We start from the raw sequence: 22050 nt of genomic DNA, 5'->3' as shown, positions 1-22050 counted from the left end.
TCTATTTTAGCAAAACAGTTGAGTTTTAAATACTTATTGTGTCAAACTTTTGTACATTGAACTTATTAAATCAATCATTTATGAGAAGAGGAAATTTTAAAGTCCGTATTTTTATTGGTGTCGCTATTATCGCGTTTGCCTTTATTCGTCGGTGTAGCCAAAAAGAAACCAACCCTTATACAGGTCGTACGCAAGCCATATCCTTATCGCCAGATCAGGAGATTGCTATAGGTTTGCAAAGTGCTCCTGGTATGGAGCAACAACATGGAGGTCTGCATCCTAGAGGCGATTACCAAGCGCTCGTAGATAATGTGGGAAACAAATTAGTGCAAAGTAGTTTAGCAAAAAACACCCCTTATAGATATGAGTTTCATTTACTAGCAGACGATAATACTATTAATGCTTTTGCCTTACCTGGTGGCCAAATTTATATTACGCAAGCTTTATTTTCGCAACTTGAAAATGAAGACCAACTTGCTGGAGTTTTAGGTCATGAAATTGGACATGTATTGGGCAAACACTCTAACGAACGTATTACGCAAGCTGATTTTTGGAAGTATTTTGTTATGGGAGCCGGAGCCGTAGATATGGGTGCAGTAGCATCTCAAATTGGTAATGGTACACTTCTTAAAAACGGAAGAGATGATGAATTGGAAAGTGACGAACTCGGAGTGATGATTATGATGGATGCTGGCTACAATCCTGAAGAAATGATTGGAGTTATGAAAATTTTAAAAGCGGCTGCAGGGCCAAATCGTGTGCCAGAAATGCAAAGCACACATCCAGATCCAGAAAATAGAATTGAAAAAATACGAGAAGCTATTAACAAATACAAAAAAGCGTCTTAAACAGACGCTTTTTCAACTAACTAACTCAAATAATAGCCTATGTGTTAGGCTGTTTTCTTTTTAAAACGTTTTAAGAATAATGCTGCGTCTTTGGCATGAGATTTTTCTGCATGTCGTAATGCTGTATAGCCTTTATCGCAAGACTCGTGAATCTCAGAACCTGCAGTAATTAACACCTTAATTAGTTCTACACGATTGTATTTTGCCGCATAATGAATAGGCATCATGCCATTAGATTTAGCATTGACATCTGCTCCATTACCAATCAATCTATTGACTTCGTCTGTGTTACCAGTGGCAACTGCTTTACATAATGGACTGATTTCAATCGTTTGTTGTAAAGATGATGCGCTCTGCATTGAAACCCGAAGCTCATTTGATGCATTTAAATTAAAAATTGAAAAGCCTAATGCTAAGGCCAAAGCTACTGTTGATTTTTTCATGATGAAAGATTTTAAATTTAATTGATTTGTTTTTTGATTATACTTAATAGACGACCATAATTTGAAGTTGTTACATCTAAAAAATAAAATAACATACTTTTAACAGTTTGAAAATGAATGAAATAATAACAACTGAATTAAGATGCAATATGATAACTCAAGCCTATTACTTCTTAAAATAAATGCGCGATTTATTATTTTTACGGTTGACAAATTTGAAATACACGAGTAAGTGTTATATTTGAATAGAATAAATAGCAATACATGAATAAGAAGGTAATTTTGATGATTTTAGATGGTTGGGGAAAATCGCCCGACCCTAAAGTATCTGCAATAGATAATGCACAAACTCCATTTATAGATGCACTTTACACCACGTATCCCAATGCTAGTTTAAGAACTGATGGGCTTCATGTTGGCTTACCAGAAGGACAAATGGGAAACAGCGAAGTTGGCCATATGAATTTAGGTGCTGGCCGCATTGTATACCAAGATTTGGTAAAGATTAATTTAGCGGTAAAACATAAAACTTTACGTGAGGAGGTCGTTTTAAAATCAGCTTTCGAATACGCAAAAACTAACAATAAAAATGTGCATTTACTTGGTTTAGTGAGCGATGGTGGTGTACATTCTCATATTAACCATCTTTTCGGACTGTTAAATGCCACTAACGATTACGGACTAGAAAATGTATTTGTCCATGCCTTTACAGACGGTAGAGATGTAGATCCAAAGTCTGGTTATGGTTTTATTTCAGAATTAGAAGATCACATAAAAAACACTTCAGCAAAACTAGCCACTGTAACAGGTCGTTATTATGCTATGGATAGAGATAAACGCTGGGAACGCGTAAAACTCGCTTACGATGCTTTAGTAAATGGAGAAGGCGAAAAAACGCAAGATGTTTTAAACGCTATTCAGACGAATTATGAAAATGATGTTACAGATGAATTTATAAAACCTTTAATCATTTCAGATCAAAACCAAGAACCTGTGGCTACCATTAAAGAGGATGACGTTGTTATCTTTTTCAATTTCAGAACAGATCGTGGTCGCCAATTAACGGAAGCCTTAACTCAAAAAGATTTCCACGAGTTTAACATGCACAAAATGAAACTGCATTACGTCACGATGACTAATTATGACGACAGTTTTACTGGCATGAATGTTATTTTTAATAAAGACAACCTTTCGGAAACTCTGGGCGAAGTTTTAGAAAAACACCATAAAAAGCAAATTAGAATTGCCGAAACAGAAAAGTATCCACATGTTACCTTTTTCTTTTCAGGCGGACAAGAACAAGCCTTTGAAGGCGAAACGCGCATTTTAAAAAACTCGCCAAAAGTAGCCACTTACGATTTAAAACCAGAAATGAGTGCTTTTGAATTAACAGAGGCCTTGGTGCCAGAACTGGAAAAAAGTGAGGTGGATTTTGTATGTCTCAATTTTGCCAATGGAGATATGGTGGGCCATACAGGTGTGATGGAAGCAGCTATAAAAGCATGCGAAGCTGTTGATACTTGCGTAAAAAAGGTCATTACCACAGCTTTAGAAAATGACTACACTACCATTTTAATTGCAGACCATGGTAATTGTGAAACAATGATTAACCCAGACGGTTCACCAAATACTGCTCATACTACAAATCCTGTTCCTGTTATTTTAATTGATAAAGACCTTAAACATATTAAGGATGGTATTTTGGGAGACATTGCTCCTACCATTTTAAAACTCATAGGTGTGCCTCAACCAAAAGTAATGACACAGGAAAGTTTGGTTTAATTAATGTTAAGCGCAGAGACCATTTATTGTGTTTTTAATTCATCGAGAAGGAATTCAATTTCGCAATACAAGATTGGATATTCAAATTGGTATAAAGCACTTAATATTGTAACTTTGCGTTCCAATTTATTAGTATCATGAATTTTGAAAATAGATTAATAGTAGCGGTAGATTTTGATGGCACCATTGTAGAAGATGCCTATCCAAAAATTGGAAAAACACGTATTTTTGCATTCGAAACCTTAAAACGGCTTCAAGATGACGGTCATCGCTTAATCTTATGGACTTATAGATCTGGTAATAAACTTGACGAAGCAGTTGCTTTTTGTAAAGAAAATGGTATCGAATTTTATGCTGTTAATGCCAGTTTTCCGGAAGAAAAATATGACTACAGTCGCAGTCGAAAAATACATGCCGACATTTTTATAGACGATCGTAATATTGGAGGCATTTTAGGTTGGGGAGAAGTCTACCAAATCATCACCAAAGAAAAACCAACTATTACAGCTCCTTCAAAAAAATGGTGGCAGTTTTAGATCTTATTAAAATACGATTTTTCAAGCTCTGCTCTGTGATCAGGATGCGCAATATCTACTAAAGCCTTCACACGATTCTTTATAGTTTTTCCATATAAATTAGCCACACCATATTCAGTAACCACATAATGTACATGAGCTCTTGTGGTTACCACTCCAGCGCCAGTTTTTAACGAAGCTACAATTCTACTGATTCCTTTTTTAGTGACAGATGGTAAGGCTATGATCGCTTTACCTCCTTGACTTAGAGAGGCTCCTCTAATAAAGTCCATTTGTCCACCAACACCAGAATACATACTAGACCCTATTGAATCTGCACACACCTGACCAGTTAAATCGACTTCAATTGCAGAATTTATAGCTACCATTTTTGGATTTTGCTTAATATAAGCGGCATTGTTAGTATAGTTTGATGCACGCATTTCCACAAAAGGATTGTCATCCACATAATCATACAAACGTTTAGATCCCATTAGAAAAGTAGTGAGTGCACGTCCGCGATTAATCTTTTTATAATTCCCATTAATCACATCACTTAAAATTAAATCAATAACACCATCTGAAAACATTTCTGTATGCAAACCCAAATCCTTATGATTGGTCAATTTTGCTAAAACAGCATTTGGAATAGAACCAATCCCCATTTGCAACGTACTGCGATCTTCAATTAATTCAGCGACATACCGACCGATTTTATTTTCAATAGCATTAGGCTCTGCCATATGGTGCGTAGGGAGCGCTTCATCAGATTCTACAAAGTAATCGATTTCAGAATTATGAATAATGCCTGCACCATGCGTTCTTGGCATTTGTGGATTTACCTGAGCAATTACAATCTTCGCATTGTCAATAGCCGCCAAAGTTGCCTCAATAGAAACTCCTAATGAGCAATAGCCATGCTTGTCTGGCACAGAAACATGAATTAACACCACATCTAAATTAACGATACCTTGTTGAAATAGCCTTGGCACTTCACTCAAAAATACAGGTGTGTAAGAGCCGTTTCCTGCTTTTAAGGTATGTCTTACATTATTTCCAATAAAGAAGGAATTCACATGAAAACTATCTCTTAAATCCGGATTAGCATACGGAGCTTCACCTTCGGTATGGAGCTGACATATTTCTACATTTCGTAATTCTTCATGTCTTGCCGACAATGCTTTTATAAGCGTTTGTGGTGCAGCTGCAGCTGCTTGAATATAGATACGATCATTAGATTTTACAACTTTTAAGGCTTCTTCTGCGGTGACGGTTCTGTACATGGTTGATTCACATTTAGATTACAAATTTATAACAGATACTTAGCTTAGAAACTGTTATTTATCATGTTTTCAAGAATTATTAAATTATTATTTATACCTATCTTTGACGCTCAACAATTTTAAGACATGATTATAGTAAAAACGGCAGAAGAAATTGAGTTAATGCGTCAAAGTGCGCTTATTGTATCCAAAACTTTAGGCATGCTCGCTAAGGAAATAAAAGAAGGTGTTACCACCAATCATTTAGATGCCATTGCCGAAGAATTTATTAGAGATCATGGTGCGTTGCCTGGCTTTAAAGGACTTTACGATTGTCCGTCTACCTTATTATGTAGTGTTAACGAAGCTGTTGTCCATGGTTTACCTACTGATATTCCATTAAAAGATGGTGATATTGTTTCTGTAGATTGTGGCTCTTTTATGAATGGCTTTTATGGCGATCATGCCTATACTTTTGAAATAGGTAACGTTGCTGAAGAAACTAAGAAATTAATTAGAATTACCAAAGCATCTCTTTATGTTGGTATTGCTGAATTAAAACGTGGTAATCGTGTTGGTGACGTTGGTTTTGCGATTCAGCAATTTTGTGAAGCCGAAGGTTATGGTGTGGTGAGAGAATTGGTTGGTCATGGATTAGGCAGAAAAATGCATGAAGATCCTGAAATGCCCAACTACGGAAAACGCGGTCGCGGCAAAAAGTTTATTGAAGGTATGGTGGTTGCTATTGAACCTATGATCAATTTAGGAACACATAAAGTAAAACAACTAAGCGATGGTTGGACCATTGTAACCCAAGACGGCAAACCAAGTGTACATTTTGAGCATGATATTGCTATTGTAGATGGGAAGCCTGAGATACTTTCTACTTTTGGGTATGTGCATGAGGCTCTTGGGATTCTTTCTGATGAGGAAGATGCTTATAGACAGAAGCCTTTGGTGTTGTAATTTTTTTTTGACACGAATTACACGAATTTTCACTAATCGGAGTGATGAAAAATTACTTAGATTTGAATAAGGAGTTTAAAACTATCTAAATCAAATAGTTCGATAAAAATTTAATGATTTTGTTCGTTTCTTTAACAAATAAATCGAAAGAATTAATGACTCAAAATTTAATTTATAAAGAGGAAGCTTATAAAATAATTGGAATATGTATGGAAGTACATAACCAATTAGGAAAAGGGTTTAATGAAGTTGTATACGCAGATGCCTTAGAAATTGAATTTATTGATAACGATATAAAGTATTCCAGAGAGACAAAATTCGCTATTAGCTATAAAGGAAATATTTTACCGCATAAATACAAAGCAGATTTTATTGTTGAGGATAAAATTGTACTAGAAATTAAGGCGATTGATTGCTTAGTTTCAGCACATCTTAAACAAACATTAAATTATTTAGCCGTTTCAAAATTAAAATTAGGACTTCTCATTAACTTTGGAGAAGATAGTTTAAAATATAAAAGAATCGTTCTTTAGCGATTTGTGAAAATTCGTGTAATTCGTGTCAAAAAAACTCTTTAAATTAATCCTAAACACCATCCCAAGACCTCTACTCATAAGGCTAAGCTACCTAGCACGTCCTATTTTAACATTCGTCTTAAAAGGAAATACCTATACAGACCCAATAGATGGCAAGCGGTTTAAAACCTTTTTACCTTATGGTTACGGCAAACAACGACCAAATGTGCTTTCACCCTCTACATTAAGCCTTGAGCGTCATCGCTTATTATGGCTATATCTTAAAAACGAAACTGATTTTTTTACAAGAGATCCTGAATCAAGTTCAGCACTTCGGGTACTTCATTTTGCGCCAGAGCAATGTTTTTTAAAACGCTTTAGAAAACTTAAAAATATCGATTATACTACGACAGATCTGCTCTCGCCTATTGCAGATGTTAAAGCAGATATTTGCGATCTTCCTTTTGACGATAATAGCTATGATGTGATTTTATGCAATCATGTTTTAGAACATATACCTGACGACACTAAAGCGATGCAAGAATTATACAGAGTTATGAAACCTGGTAGTTATGGTGTTTTTCAAATTCCACAAGATTTAAATCGTGCTGAAACGTTTGAAGATGATTCAATCACTGATAAAGCTGAACGTGCTAAAATTTTCGGACAATACGATCATGTTCGTATTTATGGTCGTGATTATTTTGATAAGCTGCGTTCTATTGGTTTTAGGGTTGAAGAAGTAGATTATACGGCTCAACTTTCAGAAGATGCTATTGATAAATACAGACTGGCTAAAGGGGAAATTATTCCTGTAGTCTATAAATAAAAATAGCTTTTAACACCCATAACCAATGACACAACAAATTATAATTATTACTGCTGCTTTATTTGGAATGCTATCCGTAATATTTGGTGCTTTTGGCGCACATGCTTTAAAGAAAATATTGTCTAAAGACCAACTACATAGTTTTGAAGTTGGTGTAAAATATCAGATGTATCACGCTATTGTTTTACTCGTTTTAGGCTTTAACTCTGATTTCGTTAGCACTGCCACTTATTGGTGTTTTACTATTGGGATTATACTATTTTCGTTTAGTATTTACGGATTGGTACTCTCTGACGCTAAGGGTAGAAAGTTGGGATTTTTAGGCCCTGTTACTCCACTTGGAGGATTGCTTTTGGTGGTAGGTTGGTTATTATTACTCTTACAGAATCTTTAATTAGACACTGTAGTTAAATGCGGTTGCTAGTTTCATAAAACTATCATTTCGTAGCTTCATCAACAAAATGTTTTTGATTTAACAATGCCGCATCGCCAAGCACCAAAAAATCTTTACCATTTCTATTTTGAATTATAGCGTAAGTACCATCCGTGTTTTTCACAAATCTTGAAGCACCATTATAAATCCCATTTTCGTTTACATTAGTTTCGCGTCTTAAACCTTCTTCATCTGCCCAAAAACGTTTTCCATCCTCAATTAATTCAAAATTACCATTATAAAAACCGCCTAAAAAATTATACGTATTAACATCCCAAACCCTTCCGTTTGCTGTATTTAAGTATCCAAACCGTTGCGAATCTAAATCATAAAGCTCATAAATTTGAGCTCCGAGATGACTTCCTAATGTAAGCCAAGTTTTATTAATGCGTACTTGCTCATCTTTATATTTTTCGATAATGTCGTTTTTCTTCAATGTTTTTAAAAATTCTTTTAGATCTTCAATATCTGAAAATAATTTTTCTTCTATATTGTAAACAAAAGCTTTGCTTGTAGTATTTGGGTAGGTCACTATTAGACCATTTGCTCTAGGTAACATCACTTTACCATAATTTGTTGCATTTGAATCTAAAATAGACACCTGTGGAAGTAATCTCCCTTTTCTATTGACACAATTGTAGACAAAAATTTTTGTTGGATTCGTTTCTTTATCTAAAAAAAGTATGTAGCCATCGTAAGTAATAACATATTTATATGCTTGTGGTTGTTCTACAATATTACCGACATCATCTATGATACCCAACTGCCCATTCTTAGAAAAAACCGCTAAATTGTATTTGTTAAACTGATAAATACTATCAGCAACAACAGCAAATGCCTTAGACTTATCTAACCATAATGTATTTAAAGAATCTAAACGTTGAGCAGCTCTATCCTCAGCCTGACGTTTTAATTCTAAAGCCTTTTGTTCCGCGATGTAAGATTCAATTTCTTCTTGTATATCAACAAATGTGGCCAACATCGTTTGGTAATCCTCGGATGATTTATCTTCTTCCAATTCAAAATAAGATCTAGCATAAGAGCGTGCTTCAAAATATTTTTGATGCTCAAAGTGAAGGAGTGTTCCTAATTTGGCGACACGACTATTAGGTACACTATCCATATACTTTAAAGCCTTATTAAAAATATCTAAGGCCTTGTCAATTTCTAAATCGTAGAAATGCTTTTCTGAACGCTCTATATATACACCTGCAATTTCACTGTTAGTTTGACTTGACATTAGTACAGGAAGACTAACAATAAAACATAGGATTACAAATTTTAGTTTCATGCGTAAACTTTTAATATTTTGACACTTTTGTAAGCGTTAAAAATTATTGAAAATAAAAGAAACATCGAAAGTTTATCGACACTATACTCAATATTAGGGCTATTCTGTAAAATTTTGCTATTCGTAATTACTTTTTTATTCAGGAAAACCATTCAAACTCAACGTTTGTAATGTATTATCATCATCCTCATAAATGAAATACACCTTTAACTCTGGTCGTCTTTCTACGAATTCCGATACTTTTTTAATTCCCATGGCTTGAAATGCAGTGGCATAAGCATCTGCAGTCATACAATCCTCTGCGATGACGGAAACACTTAGAATGTTTGTTTTAGTTGGATAACCTGTTTTGGTATCTATAATGTGTGCGTAACGATTGCCATTCTCGTCAATTTTAAATTTTCTATAAGTACCAGAGGTGGCCATGCTTTGATCTTTTAAATCGATTACTTTGGAATAGGAGTCAGGTCCTTCAAAGTTTGGATCAAAAATACCAACGGTCCAAGCTGATTTTTTTTCAATATTTATGCCTTTGGTACGCATTTCACCACCAATTTCTACTAAATAATCAGTTACATTTTTTTGTTCTAAAAATTGGGCAATCGCATCGACACCATAACCTTTAGCGATGGCATTGAAATCTAAAAACGACTGATTACTTTTAATAACCCTATTCTTCTGTAAACCCATTCTGTTAAAACCAACAGATTTCATTAAACTATCAATTGCTGTGCTATCTATATTTGTAATTTTACCTTCTGGACCAAAATCCCAAGCGTTTACAACGGCACCTATGGTTGGGTCAAAAGCGCCTTGTGTACTTCTATAAATGGTTTTTGCACTATTAAATACACGAAGAAAATGGGCATCCACAGCCACATCTTCACCTCTATTTAATCTTGAAATTATAGAATTTGGAATGTAGGTTGACATAGAGTTATTCACCACATTAAAAAGACTATCAAATTGCTGCTGATAATTAGTTTCTTCTGTAGAAGCAAATTGAATATTGTAGGCTGTTCCAAAAACAGGACCCGATGTTTTAATGATTTTTAGCTCTTTTTCGCAAGATACTAGTAAGACAATGCATAATAAGTAAAGTATGTGTTTCATATATTTTTTATTAGCTTCAATTTTCCTCATGCCTACATTTTCATTCACAAATAAAGCGATTAAAACTATCGAAGCAAAAATTGTTTTTTTCCGAATATCAATTTAAATTCATTTCAATGACTTGGATGCCATTGTATTCTATAAGGTACTCTTCGTTTAAATGAATAGGTAAGCCTTCACCTTTAGGATTTCCTATTCCTACTCCTGCGTACAATACTTTCGCATCTTTATCGTAAGCATGCTTTTTGAAGGTTTCCATCCAAACGATATCATAGTTATTTGGATTCTCAGGAAGTATCACAGCTCTTACTACCACAAAAAAGTATTGACTGTTTTTATCGATACACACAAATTGCGGATGTCGTTTTAACTTACTATTAATGGCGATAAATTCAAAACCTCGCGCTTCGAGATCCTTACCAACATGGTTCATGGCAAGATTATGAATTTGTTGAGGTGTTAGTTTTTTACTCATACTGCAAAGATACAAACTTGCTTAGAAATGGTAATAAAAATTGCTTCAAAGAAAAATGAATGATGACATTTTAAAAAAACTTCGATATAGACATAACAACACGTTAAACATTCCTTTTTTATGAAACCTTGCCATCTTTTAAAAATTAGTTTACTGTTTATTTGTTTTAATTCTTGCAGTAAAAATTCTACCTCTGATCCTAATAATCTTAGAAATTTCAATTCAGAATTATGTTTAAATATTTCTGGACCCACGGCTGCCTATTGGGATAATGCACACGGTTTACCTTTACCATTAACAAGCATACCAACCTTGTCTAATCCTGGGCAACAATTTATCCACAGTCAATATCCTGCATTAGGTTTTATTATGCCTCAAGGTTATAGTGCATCTGAAGCTCAGACAGGATTAGGAGTTAATGTTTTTAGAAATGACAACCAAGTGGTTTGGCGTTACGTTCCTGGACTCACGGCATTTAACCAAATAAATATATTAGACATCGTTGCAGCGGAAGTCAACCAATTATTTGCGTTTTACGGACATACAGGAAACTTCACTGTGGATTGCGAGCAAAATACAACTCAACCATTAGGCAATTTTATTAGTAGTACAAGTACACGTTTAATACGCTTTGGGAATTTCACTGCTTTAGTCGCTATTAATTCATTTTTTGATACTTCTTTAGGTTCAACATTTGCTTCAGTTTCTGTGGCGTCTGGGCCTACAGCAGAATATGACAATTTAGTTATGAACGATTTTTTACCAATTCATTGGCAACTTTTAATTATTGACAATAGTGTAAGAGATTCAGATTTAGATGGAACTCCTGATAACCAAGACAATTTTCCTTTTGATCCAAACAGACAATAATTTATTAAAAACAAACTTCTAATATTATGAAATATTCACTCACACTATCAGTTATATTCATCTTTAGCATCTTTTTTACATCTTGCCAAAATCAACCACACGCAAATAATTCTGTTCAATTTTATAATAATGTTTCAGAATTTAAAGGCGCAATTAACGCAAACACAACTAGCAGAACATCTGCAATTCCCGCAAAATCTATTCAATTTAAAACCTTTAGAGATGACCAACTTAATATGGATATGTTTCAGATGCCAGTGCCATCAGATTGGAAAATGACTCCAAAAAGCCCAAATGCTCAAACACAAATGACTGGTAATAATGGGTTTAAGTTTTTTGGCGAGCAAGGTGCAATGTACACTTACTCAAGCGATCCGTTTATAAACCAAACCGCTGCACAAACTGGTAATGCAGTTTTGCCTGTAAAAACACCAGAGCAAGTCATTAAGGAAATGATTGCTCCAACTTTTAAACAAGATGGTGTAGAATTAGTTAAAATGTATAAAGTACCAGAGTTGATTGCTTATGATAAAAATTACGAACAGTTTAAATTTAAATCTGGCTATGAACAAAGTAAAACAATTGATGTTGTTGCTTCAGAATGGAAGAGTAATACAGGAACATCTTCTTTGATTCTAGTGCACTATTCTGCGGCTTATGATAACCAACAACAAGTAGCTTGGGGATTTTATTTACAAGGTATAGACGTAGATACCAAACACTTTGAGCAAACAAAAAAGGATTTTATCTATGCCCAAGCTAACAAAAAATACAATCCACAATATTTGCATTATTTTTATATGAAGGATGCAAACTTTGCCCGACAAAGTGGCAAATTACATCAACAGAGAATGGCGAATTTACGTGCTGAAGGACAGGCTATTATTGAACGCGGAAAACAATATAGCGCTTCGGTGGACCGAAATCATCAGAAATTTATGGATGCACATCTCGAAAGAACTACAGTAACTAGCAATTCTGGACAATCTTATAAAGTCGATGCTGGTAGCAATTATTACTGGATGAATAATGATGGTCAATATATTTCTAGTAACGACCCAAATTATGACCCTAATAAGGATCCAAATTATAACAATAGAGACTGGAATAGTACAACAATTAATAACTAATAACCCAGTTAGCAATTTGAAAATAAACTTCTATGACTATGAATGCTTAAGAATAGTAAAGATTTGTAACAGTAGGAGCACCAGATTATATTTAGTCAAAATTCAGGAATTATAAATCAAGTTTATAACAGTATTAGATAGCCTAAAAACAAATTAAAATGAAAACATTAAAACTATTATTAACAGTTTTGATTCTTGCAAATGGATTAATGATTTTTTCACAATAATCTAATCAGAAGATAGAAATGACTTTAGATGCTATTGGCAATGCTAAAATCAATATTTCAATGACTATGAATGCGGCACAATGGAACGAATGGAACACCAATTATGATAATAATCCTTCAACATTAAAGCGCGATAAAGAACGTGGTATGCAGCATTCATTTTAGATGATTTTAAACTCGATAAAGATGATATGAATAGGTCTTTTAACTTAAGTTTTAACGCTTATGGTGTTTGCAAAATAGATAAACGTGGCAAATGGATTATAGAAACAGATGAAAAGGATGCGCAAGTTACAGCGCTTACAGATCATAAATATATGCTTGTAAGTAGTCCGCCAGAATTTGGCGATAACCTACAACAAACTCATATAATTAATTTTCCAGAGGAAGCCAATACTATTAAAATTGATAAAGACGCATTTGGAAAATCTGTGTTTGAATTTAAGATGAATAATCCATCATCTGGTTTTAATTTAATGCGTTGGTCTGGATTGCTCTTTATTATTGTTGGAACAGGTTGGGCTGGAAAAAACATGATTAAAAAAACTTAAAAATTTCAATTTCAGCAATTATAATATGTAATTAATCGCTCATCGTTTGATAAATCATACGTTTCTCTTATATTTAGTGCTCAATGCAAGAGAAAAGTTCTATCCTAACTAAAAATCAAGGCTTTATAGAAGCTATACAGAACAATAATACGCAAGTATTAAAAAATCTGTACACCTCTAATTACCCAAAAATTGAAATACTGGTTTTAAAAAATAATGGTTCTAAAGACCAAGCAAAAGACATCTATCAAGATGCCTTTTTAGCCGTTTGGCAAAACATTAAGCAAAACAAATTTGTACCAAGAAGTGAGTCGTCCATAAACGGATACCTCTACACTATTGCTAAAAACAAATGGATGGATGTTCTAAGGTCTCAAGGCTATAAAAAAACAATCGTTGCTTCTCAATTAAGCCATTTTGAAATAAAAGATGAAGAAAACAATGGAATGGATGATGACATTTTAAAAGACAAACGATTAGAAGACGTAATGCAAGCCTTTAAAAATTTGGGTGATGCATGCAAAAGCTTACTGCGTAAGTTTTATTTTGAAAAGAAATCAATTAATTTAATTGCCAAAGAATTAGCATTAGATTCGGCTTCTACACGAAATAAAAAATACCGATGTATGCAAAAATTAAAAGAAATAGCCCTAAAAACTGATTAATAACAATGGACTTAAGTGATATATCACAAGACGAATTTGAAAAAATTGAGGCCTATCTCAATAGCAAACTAGAGCCTAAACATTTGTTAGAGTTTGAGGCTAAACTAAAAAATGATGCTGACTTTAAAATTAAAGTAGAAGACATTAAAACTGTTTTATCTGGTATTGAAACGCAAGCACTAAAAGAGCAGTTAAATGTTTTTCATAATGATTTAGAAATAGAACACAGAACACAACCAATTACTGATACCGTTAAAGTCCGTTCTTTAAATTGGAAACGCCTTTTAATTGCAGCAGCTTTAGTGATTGCTGCAGGTAGTTTTTGGTTTTTAAACGGAAACTCTAATGAGCGCCTGTATGCAAAATACTTTACACCAGATCCTGGTTTACCTACAACCATGAGTACCAACAATAACTACGACTTTTATGAAGCTATGGTTAATTACAAACAAGGCGATTACAAAACGGCGATTTCTAAGTGGGAAACATTACAAAAGTCAAAACCAAATAATGATACATTAAATTACTTTATTGGTGTCGCTTATCTTGCAAATAAGAAAGAAGGAGATGCTATTTCCTTTTTAGAAAAGTCTATTAAAAATTCTAATTTCCCTTTAGCTAATGACGCCTATTACTATTTAGGTTTAGCGTATTTAAAAGAAGGAAATATAGAAAAAGCGAAAGCTAATTTACAAAATTCAACTATCGATAACAGTAAAGTCCTCCTATCTAAACTGAACGATTAACTTTCTCACTAACCAATTGATTATGAAACGATTTAATAATTGTATTAGGATAACTATGCTGTTTTTTGTTCTATTGAGCTCTCAACATAGAGCTCATTCTCAGAATGACCAAACTTCTCATTTCAAAAGGATTAATACACTCATTGATCAAGACTCTATAACACAAGCTGAGTTGATACTAGCTAAGCAGATAAAAACTTATAAAACAGAAAAGCAATACGATTCTTTAGTTAAATATTTAGCCATAACTAGTAGCTTAAAACTAGCAAACAATGACCTAAATAAAGCCGTTAAAAGAACAGAAGATTTAGTTGAGTTTATAAAAAAATCGAATCATCCAAAAACAACAAAAAATGCTTTGATAGAATTAGCAAATTTATATGCAACAGCTAGATTATTTGAAAAAAATTATAAATTAAACCAAGAAGCATTAAGTTATGCAAACAGAATACTTCCTTTAGCTCAAAAGGACATTGCACAAATAGAATACAATTTAGGAACCTGTGCAATTAATTTGAGTGATTTAGAACTCGCTAAAAAACATTTATACAAATCAAAAAGTATACTTGAGGCCAACCCAAATATTGAAGCTGAACAATTTTACCTTACTTATAATTCTATTGGACGAATCAAAGCGAGTTTGTTAGAACTAGACAGTTCAAACTATTACTACAACAAATCACTTAAAGCTCTGCAAAAAATGGAAGATTCTCCAATGAATGCATATTACAGAGCAGCCATTGTAAAACAAAACATAGGTCTAAATTCATTTAATTCTGGAAAAATTGAAGAATCTATAACCATCATGAAAAATGCAATCACCGATTATCAAAGCTATGTAAACGTTGCAGAAAATGAATCTAAAAAAACAAGAGCTGCACGATTTCGTTTAGGAACTATAGATAATCTAGCAGGTTTTTATTCAGGTATTGGAGATAACAAAAGTGCTATTGAAGTCGCTACTTACTCCTATGATCAAAAGCGTAAAACCATGAGTAACGAAGATCCAAACGTTATTTTATCAGCCCTAATTTTAGGACACATACATCTTGTTGCCAAAAATTATGAGGAAGCTGGCTACTATATAGATTTAGGGTTAAAATCAATAGAAAATACGCCTTATTATCAAGATTACGCCTTACTATTAAGAGCTTCTATCTACGAAAGCGTAAACGATTTTAAAAATGCAGAGAAAATCTACAAGAAAAGTGAAGCACTTTACAGGGAAAAAGATAAAAATAATTACTCCTTTAATTTTTTAGAAGCTATTGTAAAAATGTCACAATTTTATGCTCAAAATGGCATGAATGAAAAAGCGATACAATTAGCTGAGGAAAGTTATTATCATACAAAACAAGCTACTTTTAAAAATTTAATAAGCAAATTTAAACATACAGAAAACTTAGCGCTTGTTCATTATAAATCAAAAAACTATACTGAAGCACTAAAATACAGTAATGAAGCACTGTCATTTAATTTAAAAATGAATAATGCTTTAGACTCTATTCAAAATGAAATGAACAAACCTAGAGCCTTGCACATCAATGCAAAATCTAGATACCAGTTAAGTACAACTAAAAACGTAGATTCTCTTCAATTCCTATTAAAGCAAATTAAAAAAGGAATAAAAATCTTAGAACAAAGAAAAACTGTAGTAAATGCATCAGAAGATATCTCTGCGCTTATCGAGGACAACAATGATTTATTCAACATAGCAAAGCAACTCTGTTTAGATTTATACGAATTAACCAACGATGAAACCTATCTCAATGATATACTTTCCATGCATGAGTCTGGCATATATAATCGTATTCGTTCTCATTTAAACATACGCAATAACATCGCTTTTTCAGATATTCCTAGCAACATTATTGAAAGAGAAAAAGAATTAAAAACATCTTTGTATGCAGCATTAAACAAGTCAAATGATATTAACACCTTTTTTAATGCACAAGAACTTTGGAAGTCTTTTAAAGATTCCTTAAAACAGAGTTATCCAAAATATTACAAAATGCGTTATGCTACAATTGAAGAACCTTTAACTGATTTACAAAACAATATTCCTAACAACACAACATTAGTTCGATATCTGTTTATTGAAGAAAATCTTTACGCTTTTATTGCCGGTAAAAAAGAAAAAAAATTATTTAAACTAGAGTCTAAAAACTTAAAGAATAACATCAATGCGCTTGGGAAAAATCAATATGATATTACAAAAATGAGCGAGCTATATCATAAGTTATACAAAGCATTATGGCAAGATTTTGAAAGTGACATAAAAACAAAAAATATCATTATTTTCCCAGACGGTGAATTGTTCAATTTAAGTTTTGAAATCTTAACACCTACCAAAATAAATACATTCAAAGGCCTTGCCAAAAATAGCTTATTGGCTAAATACAATATTTCTTATAATTATAGTTTGCTATTACTCGATGAAAGCAAAAAAACGATTGATTATAGTAACGATTTTATAGCCTTCGCCCCAGAGTTTAATAGCGAAATGAAAGCAAACTATATGGTTACAATTACAGATTCTATAAACATCGATAGAACATATTTAAAACTACTACCACAACCATTTACAGCGGACTTAGCTAAGGAATATTCAAAATTATTTAAAGGAACCTCTTTTTTAAACGAAAAGGCATCTAAGCAAATATTTACAGAACGAGCCAAAGAGCATAAAATAATTCATATTGGCACACATGCAGAATCTAATAATGTATCACCAGAATTATCGCGACTTATATTTGCTAAAAACGTTTCAGATGAAGACAATTCACTTTATACTTACGAAATATACAATCAGAATCTATCCTCAAATCTTGCCATTTTAACAGCCTGCGAGACTGGGAAACCAACGCATCAGTCAGGTGAAGGGATGATTTCTCTAGCACATGCTTTTAATTATGCTGGTAGTGAAAGCATACTAACAAGCTTATGGAAAATTGATGAGCAGTCTAGTGCCAAAATAATAGAACATTTTTACAGGTATCTTAAAGAAGGATTACCAAAAAATGAAGCTTTACAAAAAGCAAAATTGGACTATATATCCAATGCTAAAGGCAGAACCATAGCACCTCAATATTGGGCAGGTTTAGTACTTATTGGCGATACTAATGCTATTCACTTAAAAACGAGTTCTCATATGGTGATCTGGTTAGCAATTGCATTAGTACTATTAATTATAGTCGTTATAGTCTTAAGAAAAAAACGTAAAAAATATAATTTACCCTAAAAACATGATGACATAATTGTTTTTGCGCGATGTATTGTTAAATAACCAATAAAACAAAACACATGAAACATTATGCCTATCTATTTGTATTATCATTTTTCTTAGTAAATTGTTCTTCGGAAGATGATGGTAATAACCCAAATGAAACTATACCTGGACCATTTTCAGTCACTATTCTCGAAACCAGAATGGATGGTGCTAATATTGAATGGACAGAAGCTATAGATATTGATGACGACCCAATTACGTATTCTATTTATTTAAATGACCAACTTATTTCTACAGGAGGCACTACCCTGTCTTATAATTTTACAGGATTAGAACCTGAAACGAGCTATGATGGATATATAATTGCAGATGATGGTAGAGGCGGCACATCTGAAGCTGGTTTCTTTTTTGTAACGGAACCAGAAGTAACTATTGAAACAATAAATGCAGTTTATTGGCTTCATGACAGTTATCCTGAGGGTAATGGTACAAGAATGGAATGGCGTATGGGTTTTTTAATACCATTTGAAGAAAATGCGACCTTATATCAATTACAAATTGATGAAATCGTTTATGCTGGCTATTCATATTCTCAAAACAAGGAATCTACTTGGACCAATGAATCTCAGCCTTCCTTTACCTATTTTGATGAAGAAGCAAATGGTTATAGAGTTTGGGAATTACCTGGCGGTATAAACACTACACATCCAGACTATGATATATTCTTAAACGATTTAATGAATGTATCAGGTACCGCACAACTTACAATTACTTTTGGTAGCGATTAGATGATAAGCAATTAAGTTTCTCTTTGTTGAATTAGTCTTTTAGCAAAGAGAAACTTATTTAAAACGCACAAACTTAGCACTACTAAACGTATAATTAGAAACAGGAATTGTAGCATCATCTTCTAAATGATACCAAGGAGAAATATCTGAATCTTCGAGATTTTTCACTAAATGCACACTTTGAGCTGGAGTATTTCCCTGAAACAATAAAAACAGTTTTTCACCATTGTCATTTACAACTTCATCCGCCAACATTACAATATGACCTGGCGAACCTCCTTTAATCAACATATCGCCTATTTTTAAATCTTCGGCTTTAATCGCGTCTAATTCATTATAAAGTGATAACGTTCCTGAATACATATAAATAAGATTCAGGTATTTATAGAAATTTTCTTTAGACCCATTTGCCAAAGCTGTTTTATGAAACGACACTTTATTACCATTAATTTTAGGTCGGTAGCCTTCAGCATATTTAGTCCAAGAGCAATAATGTCCAGAGGTGAATTTAAAACCTATTTCATCCTTTCTGTTAGTATCCCAAAGGTATTCGCTCCTAATTCTAATTAAGGCATCTGCACATTGTTGTAAGCCGTTTTTTGGAACAGGAATATCTAAAATACCGATATGACCTCCTTGCCAAAAATATTCAGAATCATCGTAATTAATAATTTTACTTCCAAAGGGTTTAAGCTTATATCGTCTAATATAATTTTCAAAACTTCCTTTAGGATAATCAACTCTTTTATAACCTACTGGAATGTTAACTCGAGATTCTATCGTTAAACTATCCTTATTAATTAAATTTGGAGTTTCAATTATGGCCGTAACAGTGTCAACCGCTTTTTTAACTGGTTGCAATTGAAATGCTAATAAGCCTAACGCTAATAATAAAAATACGATCAGTAGTCCCTTCTTCATAAGTATTAAAACGGCAAATATTTAAAGTTCGTATTTAATATCTATTTTTACCTAACATGAAAAATAATTCACTAACCAAACGCATCGGCTTAATATTAGCACCTGCGCTATTTATTATACTTAAAATACTACCAATTGAACTGATATCAGTAAAAGCAGATGCAGTAATAGCTATCGCATTATGGATGATTATTTGGTGGATTACTGAAGCGGTATCCATTTCTGTTACTGCATTATTACCTTTACTATTATTTCCTCTTTTTAAAATAATGCCTATTGCCGATGTTGGCGCCAATTATGGTAGTCCTATTATATTTCTGTTTTTCGGTGGGTTTGTGTTGGCTTTAGCCTTAGAAAAAGTTAATCTTCATAAACGGATTGCATTAACCATAATTAACTGGACAGGCACTTCACCAAACAAAGTTATTCTTGGATTTATGATTGCCACAGGATTTATGAGTATGTGGATTAGCAATACAGCAAGTACAGTTGTAATGTTGCCCATTGCCATATCAGTTATCAATCTATTAATTAATGATACGGATGGATTCAGTAAACAAGATCAAAATTTTGCATTAAGCGTAATGCTAGGTATTGCCTTTGCTGCAAACGCTGGAGGTATTGCCACAGTGATTGGAACTCCACCTAATTCTGTACTTATTGGTTTATTAGAAAATGAATATAATACTGAGATATCTTTTTTAAAATGGATGTTAGTAGGTCTTCCTTTTTCAACAACTCTAATTGCCATAATTTATTTTGTATTGATAAAACTATTCCCAAATAAAGGTATTGCATTTAAGGCTTCAAAAGATGTCATAAGCAACGAATTACATAAACTCGGCAACATGTCTGGCAAAGAAAAGCAAGTACTTTATACATTTACCATTATAGTTTCTCTTTGGATTTTTAGAACAGTCATAAATTCTTTAGTTCCGAGTTTAGGCTTATCAGACACAATGATTAGTATTTTCGGAGCCATAGCATTATTTGCAATTCCTTATAATTTAAAGAAGGGAGATTTTATATTAGAATGGAAAGACACGCAAAAATTAGCTTGGGGAATCTTAATTTTATTTGGCGGCGGTTTGGCACTTGCTAAAGGCATGTCTTCTTCTGGTATTGTAGATGTAGTTGCCAACGGAATATCAAACGCTAAGATTAGTATAATACTTACAGCATCACTACTAATTCTACTTATGTTATTTATGACAGAACTGATGAGTAATGTGGCTCTAACAGCGGTATTAATTCCAGTAGTTGCAGGAATTGCGATTGGACTCGAAATTCCTATTCTATATTTACTAATACCAGTAACTATGGCCAGTAGCTGTGCTTTTATGCTCCCAATGGCCACTCCACCTAATGCCATAGTTTTTGCCAGTGGATTTGTTAAAGTGCATCAAATGGCTCGCATTGGTATTATATTAAATCTAATTTCTGTAGCATTGCTCATACTTCTATTTCAATTTTTTATTCCACTGATCTTCTAAATCAAATAATTTTCAATGAAACTCCCTCAAAAACTAGACTGTACTTATTTGTATTTGGTTCTATTACTTTTATTGGTTACATGTAAAAATAAACACATTTTACCAGATCCTTTAGAAGCAGGTTGGAATGGAGAAGCCGTTTGCGAAGTTATTGAGGACAACGAAAACCTGCGTGTTCTAAAATGTACTTTTGCCCCAAACGTTGGACACGAAAAACATTACCACAATCCGCATTTTGGTTATACACTGGCTGGAGGTAAATTCAGAATTACAGATACCACTGGTACACGAGAGGTTGATGTGCCAACAGGTTATAGTTTTAGTAAAGATGAAGTCACCTCTCATGAGGTTTTGAATATTGGAAAAACAACTGCTGTCTTTTTGATTATGGAATACAAGAAATAAAAAATAGTTAACTCTAAAATTATCTTTTAAACTTTCATTCCTTTTTTGTATCTTTTATCTTGAAAAAGAAAACAGATTCATTATGACGACTTCCACACGTTTCGATAGTGCTATTGATAAGCTCTACGCAGCCTTTCATAGCAACACCTTAAATCCTGAAGACTGCAAGCAATGTGCCGTTGGTAATATTGTAGATAACCAAGATGCATGAAAACACCTTACAGATCAACACGGTTCTGTAACGTTGAATTATTTAGGATTGCTTCACCAAAATCTAGGTAAACGCTTTAACGGTTATACACCAATTGAACTATTAAAAATTGAACATGCTTTTTTAAAAGGCTGTGGTTATAAATTTACGTCTAGCCATCGTTTGCATCGACCGCATGTTATTGATTCTAACATCTTATTTAATGGCCTGTGTGAGGTAGTTTCACAACTCTGTTCTATAGATGGGATTGCTAATGTTATGGATTGTTCAGTTTTGTTTGAGTTTGAAAACAGTAAAAATGATTTAGAATTCGCTTAATAAAATACCTGATGTAAATTGAAA

25 protein-coding genes are annotated in these 22050 nt (G+C 33.2%); 19 read left to right on the top strand and 6 right to left on the bottom strand.

Annotated features, from left to right (window positions below; genetic code table 11):
• Positions 1-80 precede the first annotated feature (80 nt).
• A complete protein-coding gene (locus AB8B52_RS07410) occupies positions 81-848 on the top strand; it encodes a M48 family metalloprotease (protein ID WP_406026722.1) in 768 nt (255 codons plus the stop codon).
• Between the two features lie 44 nt (positions 849-892).
• On the opposite strand, the gene AB8B52_RS07405 is transcribed toward AB8B52_RS07410, so the two are convergent.
• A complete protein-coding gene (locus AB8B52_RS07405) occupies positions 893-1291 on the bottom strand; it encodes an ankyrin repeat domain-containing protein (RefSeq protein ID WP_406026720.1) in 399 nt (132 codons plus the stop codon).
• Between the two features lie 264 nt (positions 1292-1555).
• Here AB8B52_RS07405 and gpmI point away from each other — a divergent pair, with 264 nt between their 5' ends.
• Together gpmI and AB8B52_RS07395 are read left to right on the top strand one after the other, a co-directional pair.
• Positions 1556-3073 (top strand): 2,3-bisphosphoglycerate-independent phosphoglycerate mutase, encoded by a 1518-nt coding sequence (gene gpmI / locus AB8B52_RS07400; protein WP_406026719.1) that lies wholly within the window; start codon positions 1556-1558, stop codon positions 3071-3073.
• Positions 3074-3210: 137 nt separating this feature from the next.
• Positions 3211-3609, top strand: coding sequence for a BT0820 family HAD-type phosphatase (locus tag AB8B52_RS07395; protein ID WP_406026717.1), 399 nt, complete (start codon positions 3211-3213; stop codon positions 3607-3609).
• Here the strand turns inward: AB8B52_RS07395 and AB8B52_RS07390 are convergent.
• Entirely contained in the window at positions 3606-4871 is a 1266-nt protein-coding gene (locus tag AB8B52_RS07390; protein ID WP_406026715.1) for an acetyl-CoA hydrolase/transferase family protein, read from the bottom strand. The two genes, AB8B52_RS07395 and AB8B52_RS07390, sit on opposite strands and share 4 nt — an antisense overlap.
• Positions 4872-4997: 126 nt before the next feature.
• On the opposite strand from AB8B52_RS07390, the gene map reads away from it, so the two are divergent.
• From map to AB8B52_RS07370, 4 genes are all read left to right on the top strand, one after another.
• Positions 4998-5816 carry a type I methionyl aminopeptidase gene (map, locus tag AB8B52_RS07385; protein WP_406026713.1) on the top strand — a complete coding sequence of 273 codons (819 nt, stop codon included), beginning with the start codon at positions 4998-5000 and terminating at the stop codon, positions 5814-5816.
• 155 nt (positions 5817-5971) lie between these two features.
• Positions 5972-6349, top strand: coding sequence for a GxxExxY protein (locus tag AB8B52_RS07380; RefSeq protein WP_406026711.1), 378 nt, complete (start codon positions 5972-5974; stop codon positions 6347-6349).
• 25 nt (positions 6350-6374) lie between these two features.
• Positions 6375-7160 carry a class I SAM-dependent methyltransferase gene (locus AB8B52_RS07375; RefSeq protein ID WP_406026710.1) on the top strand — a complete coding sequence of 262 codons (786 nt, stop codon included), beginning with the start codon at positions 6375-6377 and terminating at the stop codon, positions 7158-7160.
• Between the two features lie 25 nt (positions 7161-7185).
• Positions 7186-7554 (top strand): DUF423 domain-containing protein, encoded by a 369-nt coding sequence (locus AB8B52_RS07370; protein WP_406026708.1) that lies wholly within the window; start codon positions 7186-7188, stop codon positions 7552-7554.
• A gap of 43 nt (positions 7555-7597) precedes the next feature.
• Here AB8B52_RS07370 and AB8B52_RS07365 read toward each other — a convergent pair whose 3' ends face one another.
• The 3 genes from AB8B52_RS07365 to AB8B52_RS07355 all read right to left on the bottom strand — a co-directional run bounded on the left by AB8B52_RS07365 (position 7598) and on the right by AB8B52_RS07355 (position 10472).
• Entirely contained in the window at positions 7598-8884 is a 1287-nt protein-coding gene (locus AB8B52_RS07365; RefSeq protein ID WP_406026706.1) for a hypothetical protein, read from the bottom strand.
• 135 nt (positions 8885-9019) lie between these two features.
• Entirely contained in the window at positions 9020-9997 is a 978-nt protein-coding gene (locus AB8B52_RS07360; RefSeq protein WP_406026704.1) for an FAD:protein FMN transferase, read from the bottom strand.
• A 97-nt stretch (positions 9998-10094) separates the two neighbouring features.
• Positions 10095-10472 carry a Na(+)-translocating NADH-quinone reductase subunit F gene (locus tag AB8B52_RS07355; protein ID WP_406026702.1) on the bottom strand — a complete coding sequence of 126 codons (378 nt, stop codon included), beginning with the start codon at positions 10470-10472 and terminating at the stop codon, positions 10095-10097.
• Positions 10473-10592: 120 nt separating this feature from the next.
• Here AB8B52_RS07355 and AB8B52_RS07350 point away from each other — a divergent pair, with 120 nt between their 5' ends.
• From AB8B52_RS07350 to AB8B52_RS07315, 8 genes are all read left to right on the top strand, one after another.
• Positions 10593-11342: a hypothetical protein gene (locus AB8B52_RS07350; protein WP_406026700.1), complete on the top strand. Its 750-nt coding sequence runs from the start codon at positions 10593-10595 to the stop codon at positions 11340-11342.
• Positions 11343-11368: 26 nt separating this feature from the next.
• Positions 11369-12472, top strand: coding sequence for a hypothetical protein (locus AB8B52_RS07345; RefSeq protein WP_406026698.1), 1104 nt, complete (start codon positions 11369-11371; stop codon positions 12470-12472).
• Between the two features lie 245 nt (positions 12473-12717).
• Positions 12718-12864 (top strand): hypothetical protein, encoded by a 147-nt coding sequence (locus AB8B52_RS07340; protein WP_406026696.1) that lies wholly within the window; start codon positions 12718-12720, stop codon positions 12862-12864.
• Between the two features lie 26 nt (positions 12865-12890).
• On the top strand, positions 12891-13250 hold the full coding sequence (locus AB8B52_RS07335; RefSeq protein WP_406026694.1) for a hypothetical protein: 360 nt from the start codon (positions 12891-12893) through the stop codon (positions 13248-13250).
• Positions 13251-13333: 83 nt separating this feature from the next.
• The gene (locus tag AB8B52_RS07330) at positions 13334-13915 is read left to right on the top strand and encodes an RNA polymerase sigma factor (RefSeq protein WP_406026693.1); all 582 of its coding nucleotides are present in this window, start codon (positions 13334-13336) and stop codon (positions 13913-13915) included.
• A gap of 5 nt (positions 13916-13920) precedes the next feature.
• On the top strand, positions 13921-14661 hold the full coding sequence (locus AB8B52_RS07325; RefSeq protein ID WP_406026691.1) for a tetratricopeptide repeat protein: 741 nt from the start codon (positions 13921-13923) through the stop codon (positions 14659-14661).
• A gap of 172 nt (positions 14662-14833) precedes the next feature.
• Positions 14834-17902, top strand: coding sequence for a CHAT domain-containing protein (locus tag AB8B52_RS07320; protein ID WP_406026689.1), 3069 nt, complete (start codon positions 14834-14836; stop codon positions 17900-17902).
• A 62-nt stretch (positions 17903-17964) separates the two neighbouring features.
• Positions 17965-18678 carry a hypothetical protein gene (locus AB8B52_RS07315; RefSeq protein ID WP_406026688.1) on the top strand — a complete coding sequence of 238 codons (714 nt, stop codon included), beginning with the start codon at positions 17965-17967 and terminating at the stop codon, positions 18676-18678.
• Between the two features lie 54 nt (positions 18679-18732).
• Here AB8B52_RS07315 and AB8B52_RS07310 read toward each other — a convergent pair whose 3' ends face one another.
• Entirely contained in the window at positions 18733-19599 is an 867-nt protein-coding gene (locus tag AB8B52_RS07310; protein ID WP_406026686.1) for a DUF4846 domain-containing protein, read from the bottom strand.
• Positions 19600-19655: 56 nt separating this feature from the next.
• On the opposite strand from AB8B52_RS07310, the gene AB8B52_RS07305 reads away from it, so the two are divergent.
• The 4 genes from AB8B52_RS07305 to AB8B52_RS07290 all read left to right on the top strand — a co-directional run bounded on the left by AB8B52_RS07305 (position 19656) and on the right by AB8B52_RS07290 (position 22026).
• Complete coding sequence (locus tag AB8B52_RS07305) at positions 19656-21092, top strand: SLC13 family permease (protein WP_406026684.1); 1437 nt, start codon at positions 19656-19658, stop codon at positions 21090-21092.
• Positions 21093-21107: 15 nt separating this feature from the next.
• The gene (locus tag AB8B52_RS07300; RefSeq protein ID WP_406026682.1) at positions 21108-21497 is read left to right on the top strand and encodes a cupin domain-containing protein; all 390 of its coding nucleotides are present in this window, start codon (positions 21108-21110) and stop codon (positions 21495-21497) included.
• 82 nt (positions 21498-21579) lie between these two features.
• Positions 21580-21708, top strand: a complete 129-nt coding sequence (locus AB8B52_RS07295) for a hypothetical protein (RefSeq protein WP_406026680.1) — start codon at positions 21580-21582, stop codon at positions 21706-21708.
• Between the two features lie 33 nt (positions 21709-21741).
• Positions 21742-22026, top strand: coding sequence for a hypothetical protein (locus AB8B52_RS07290; RefSeq protein ID WP_406026678.1), 285 nt, complete (start codon positions 21742-21744; stop codon positions 22024-22026).
• Positions 22027-22050: the final 24 nt, after the last annotated feature.

Source organism: Winogradskyella sp. (assembly GCF_045105575.1).
Taxonomy (GTDB): Bacteria; Bacteroidota; Bacteroidia; order Flavobacteriales; family Flavobacteriaceae; genus Winogradskyella.
The sequence above is the reverse complement of the archived record's forward strand: the minus strand, read 5'-3'. Positions and strand labels throughout refer to the sequence as shown.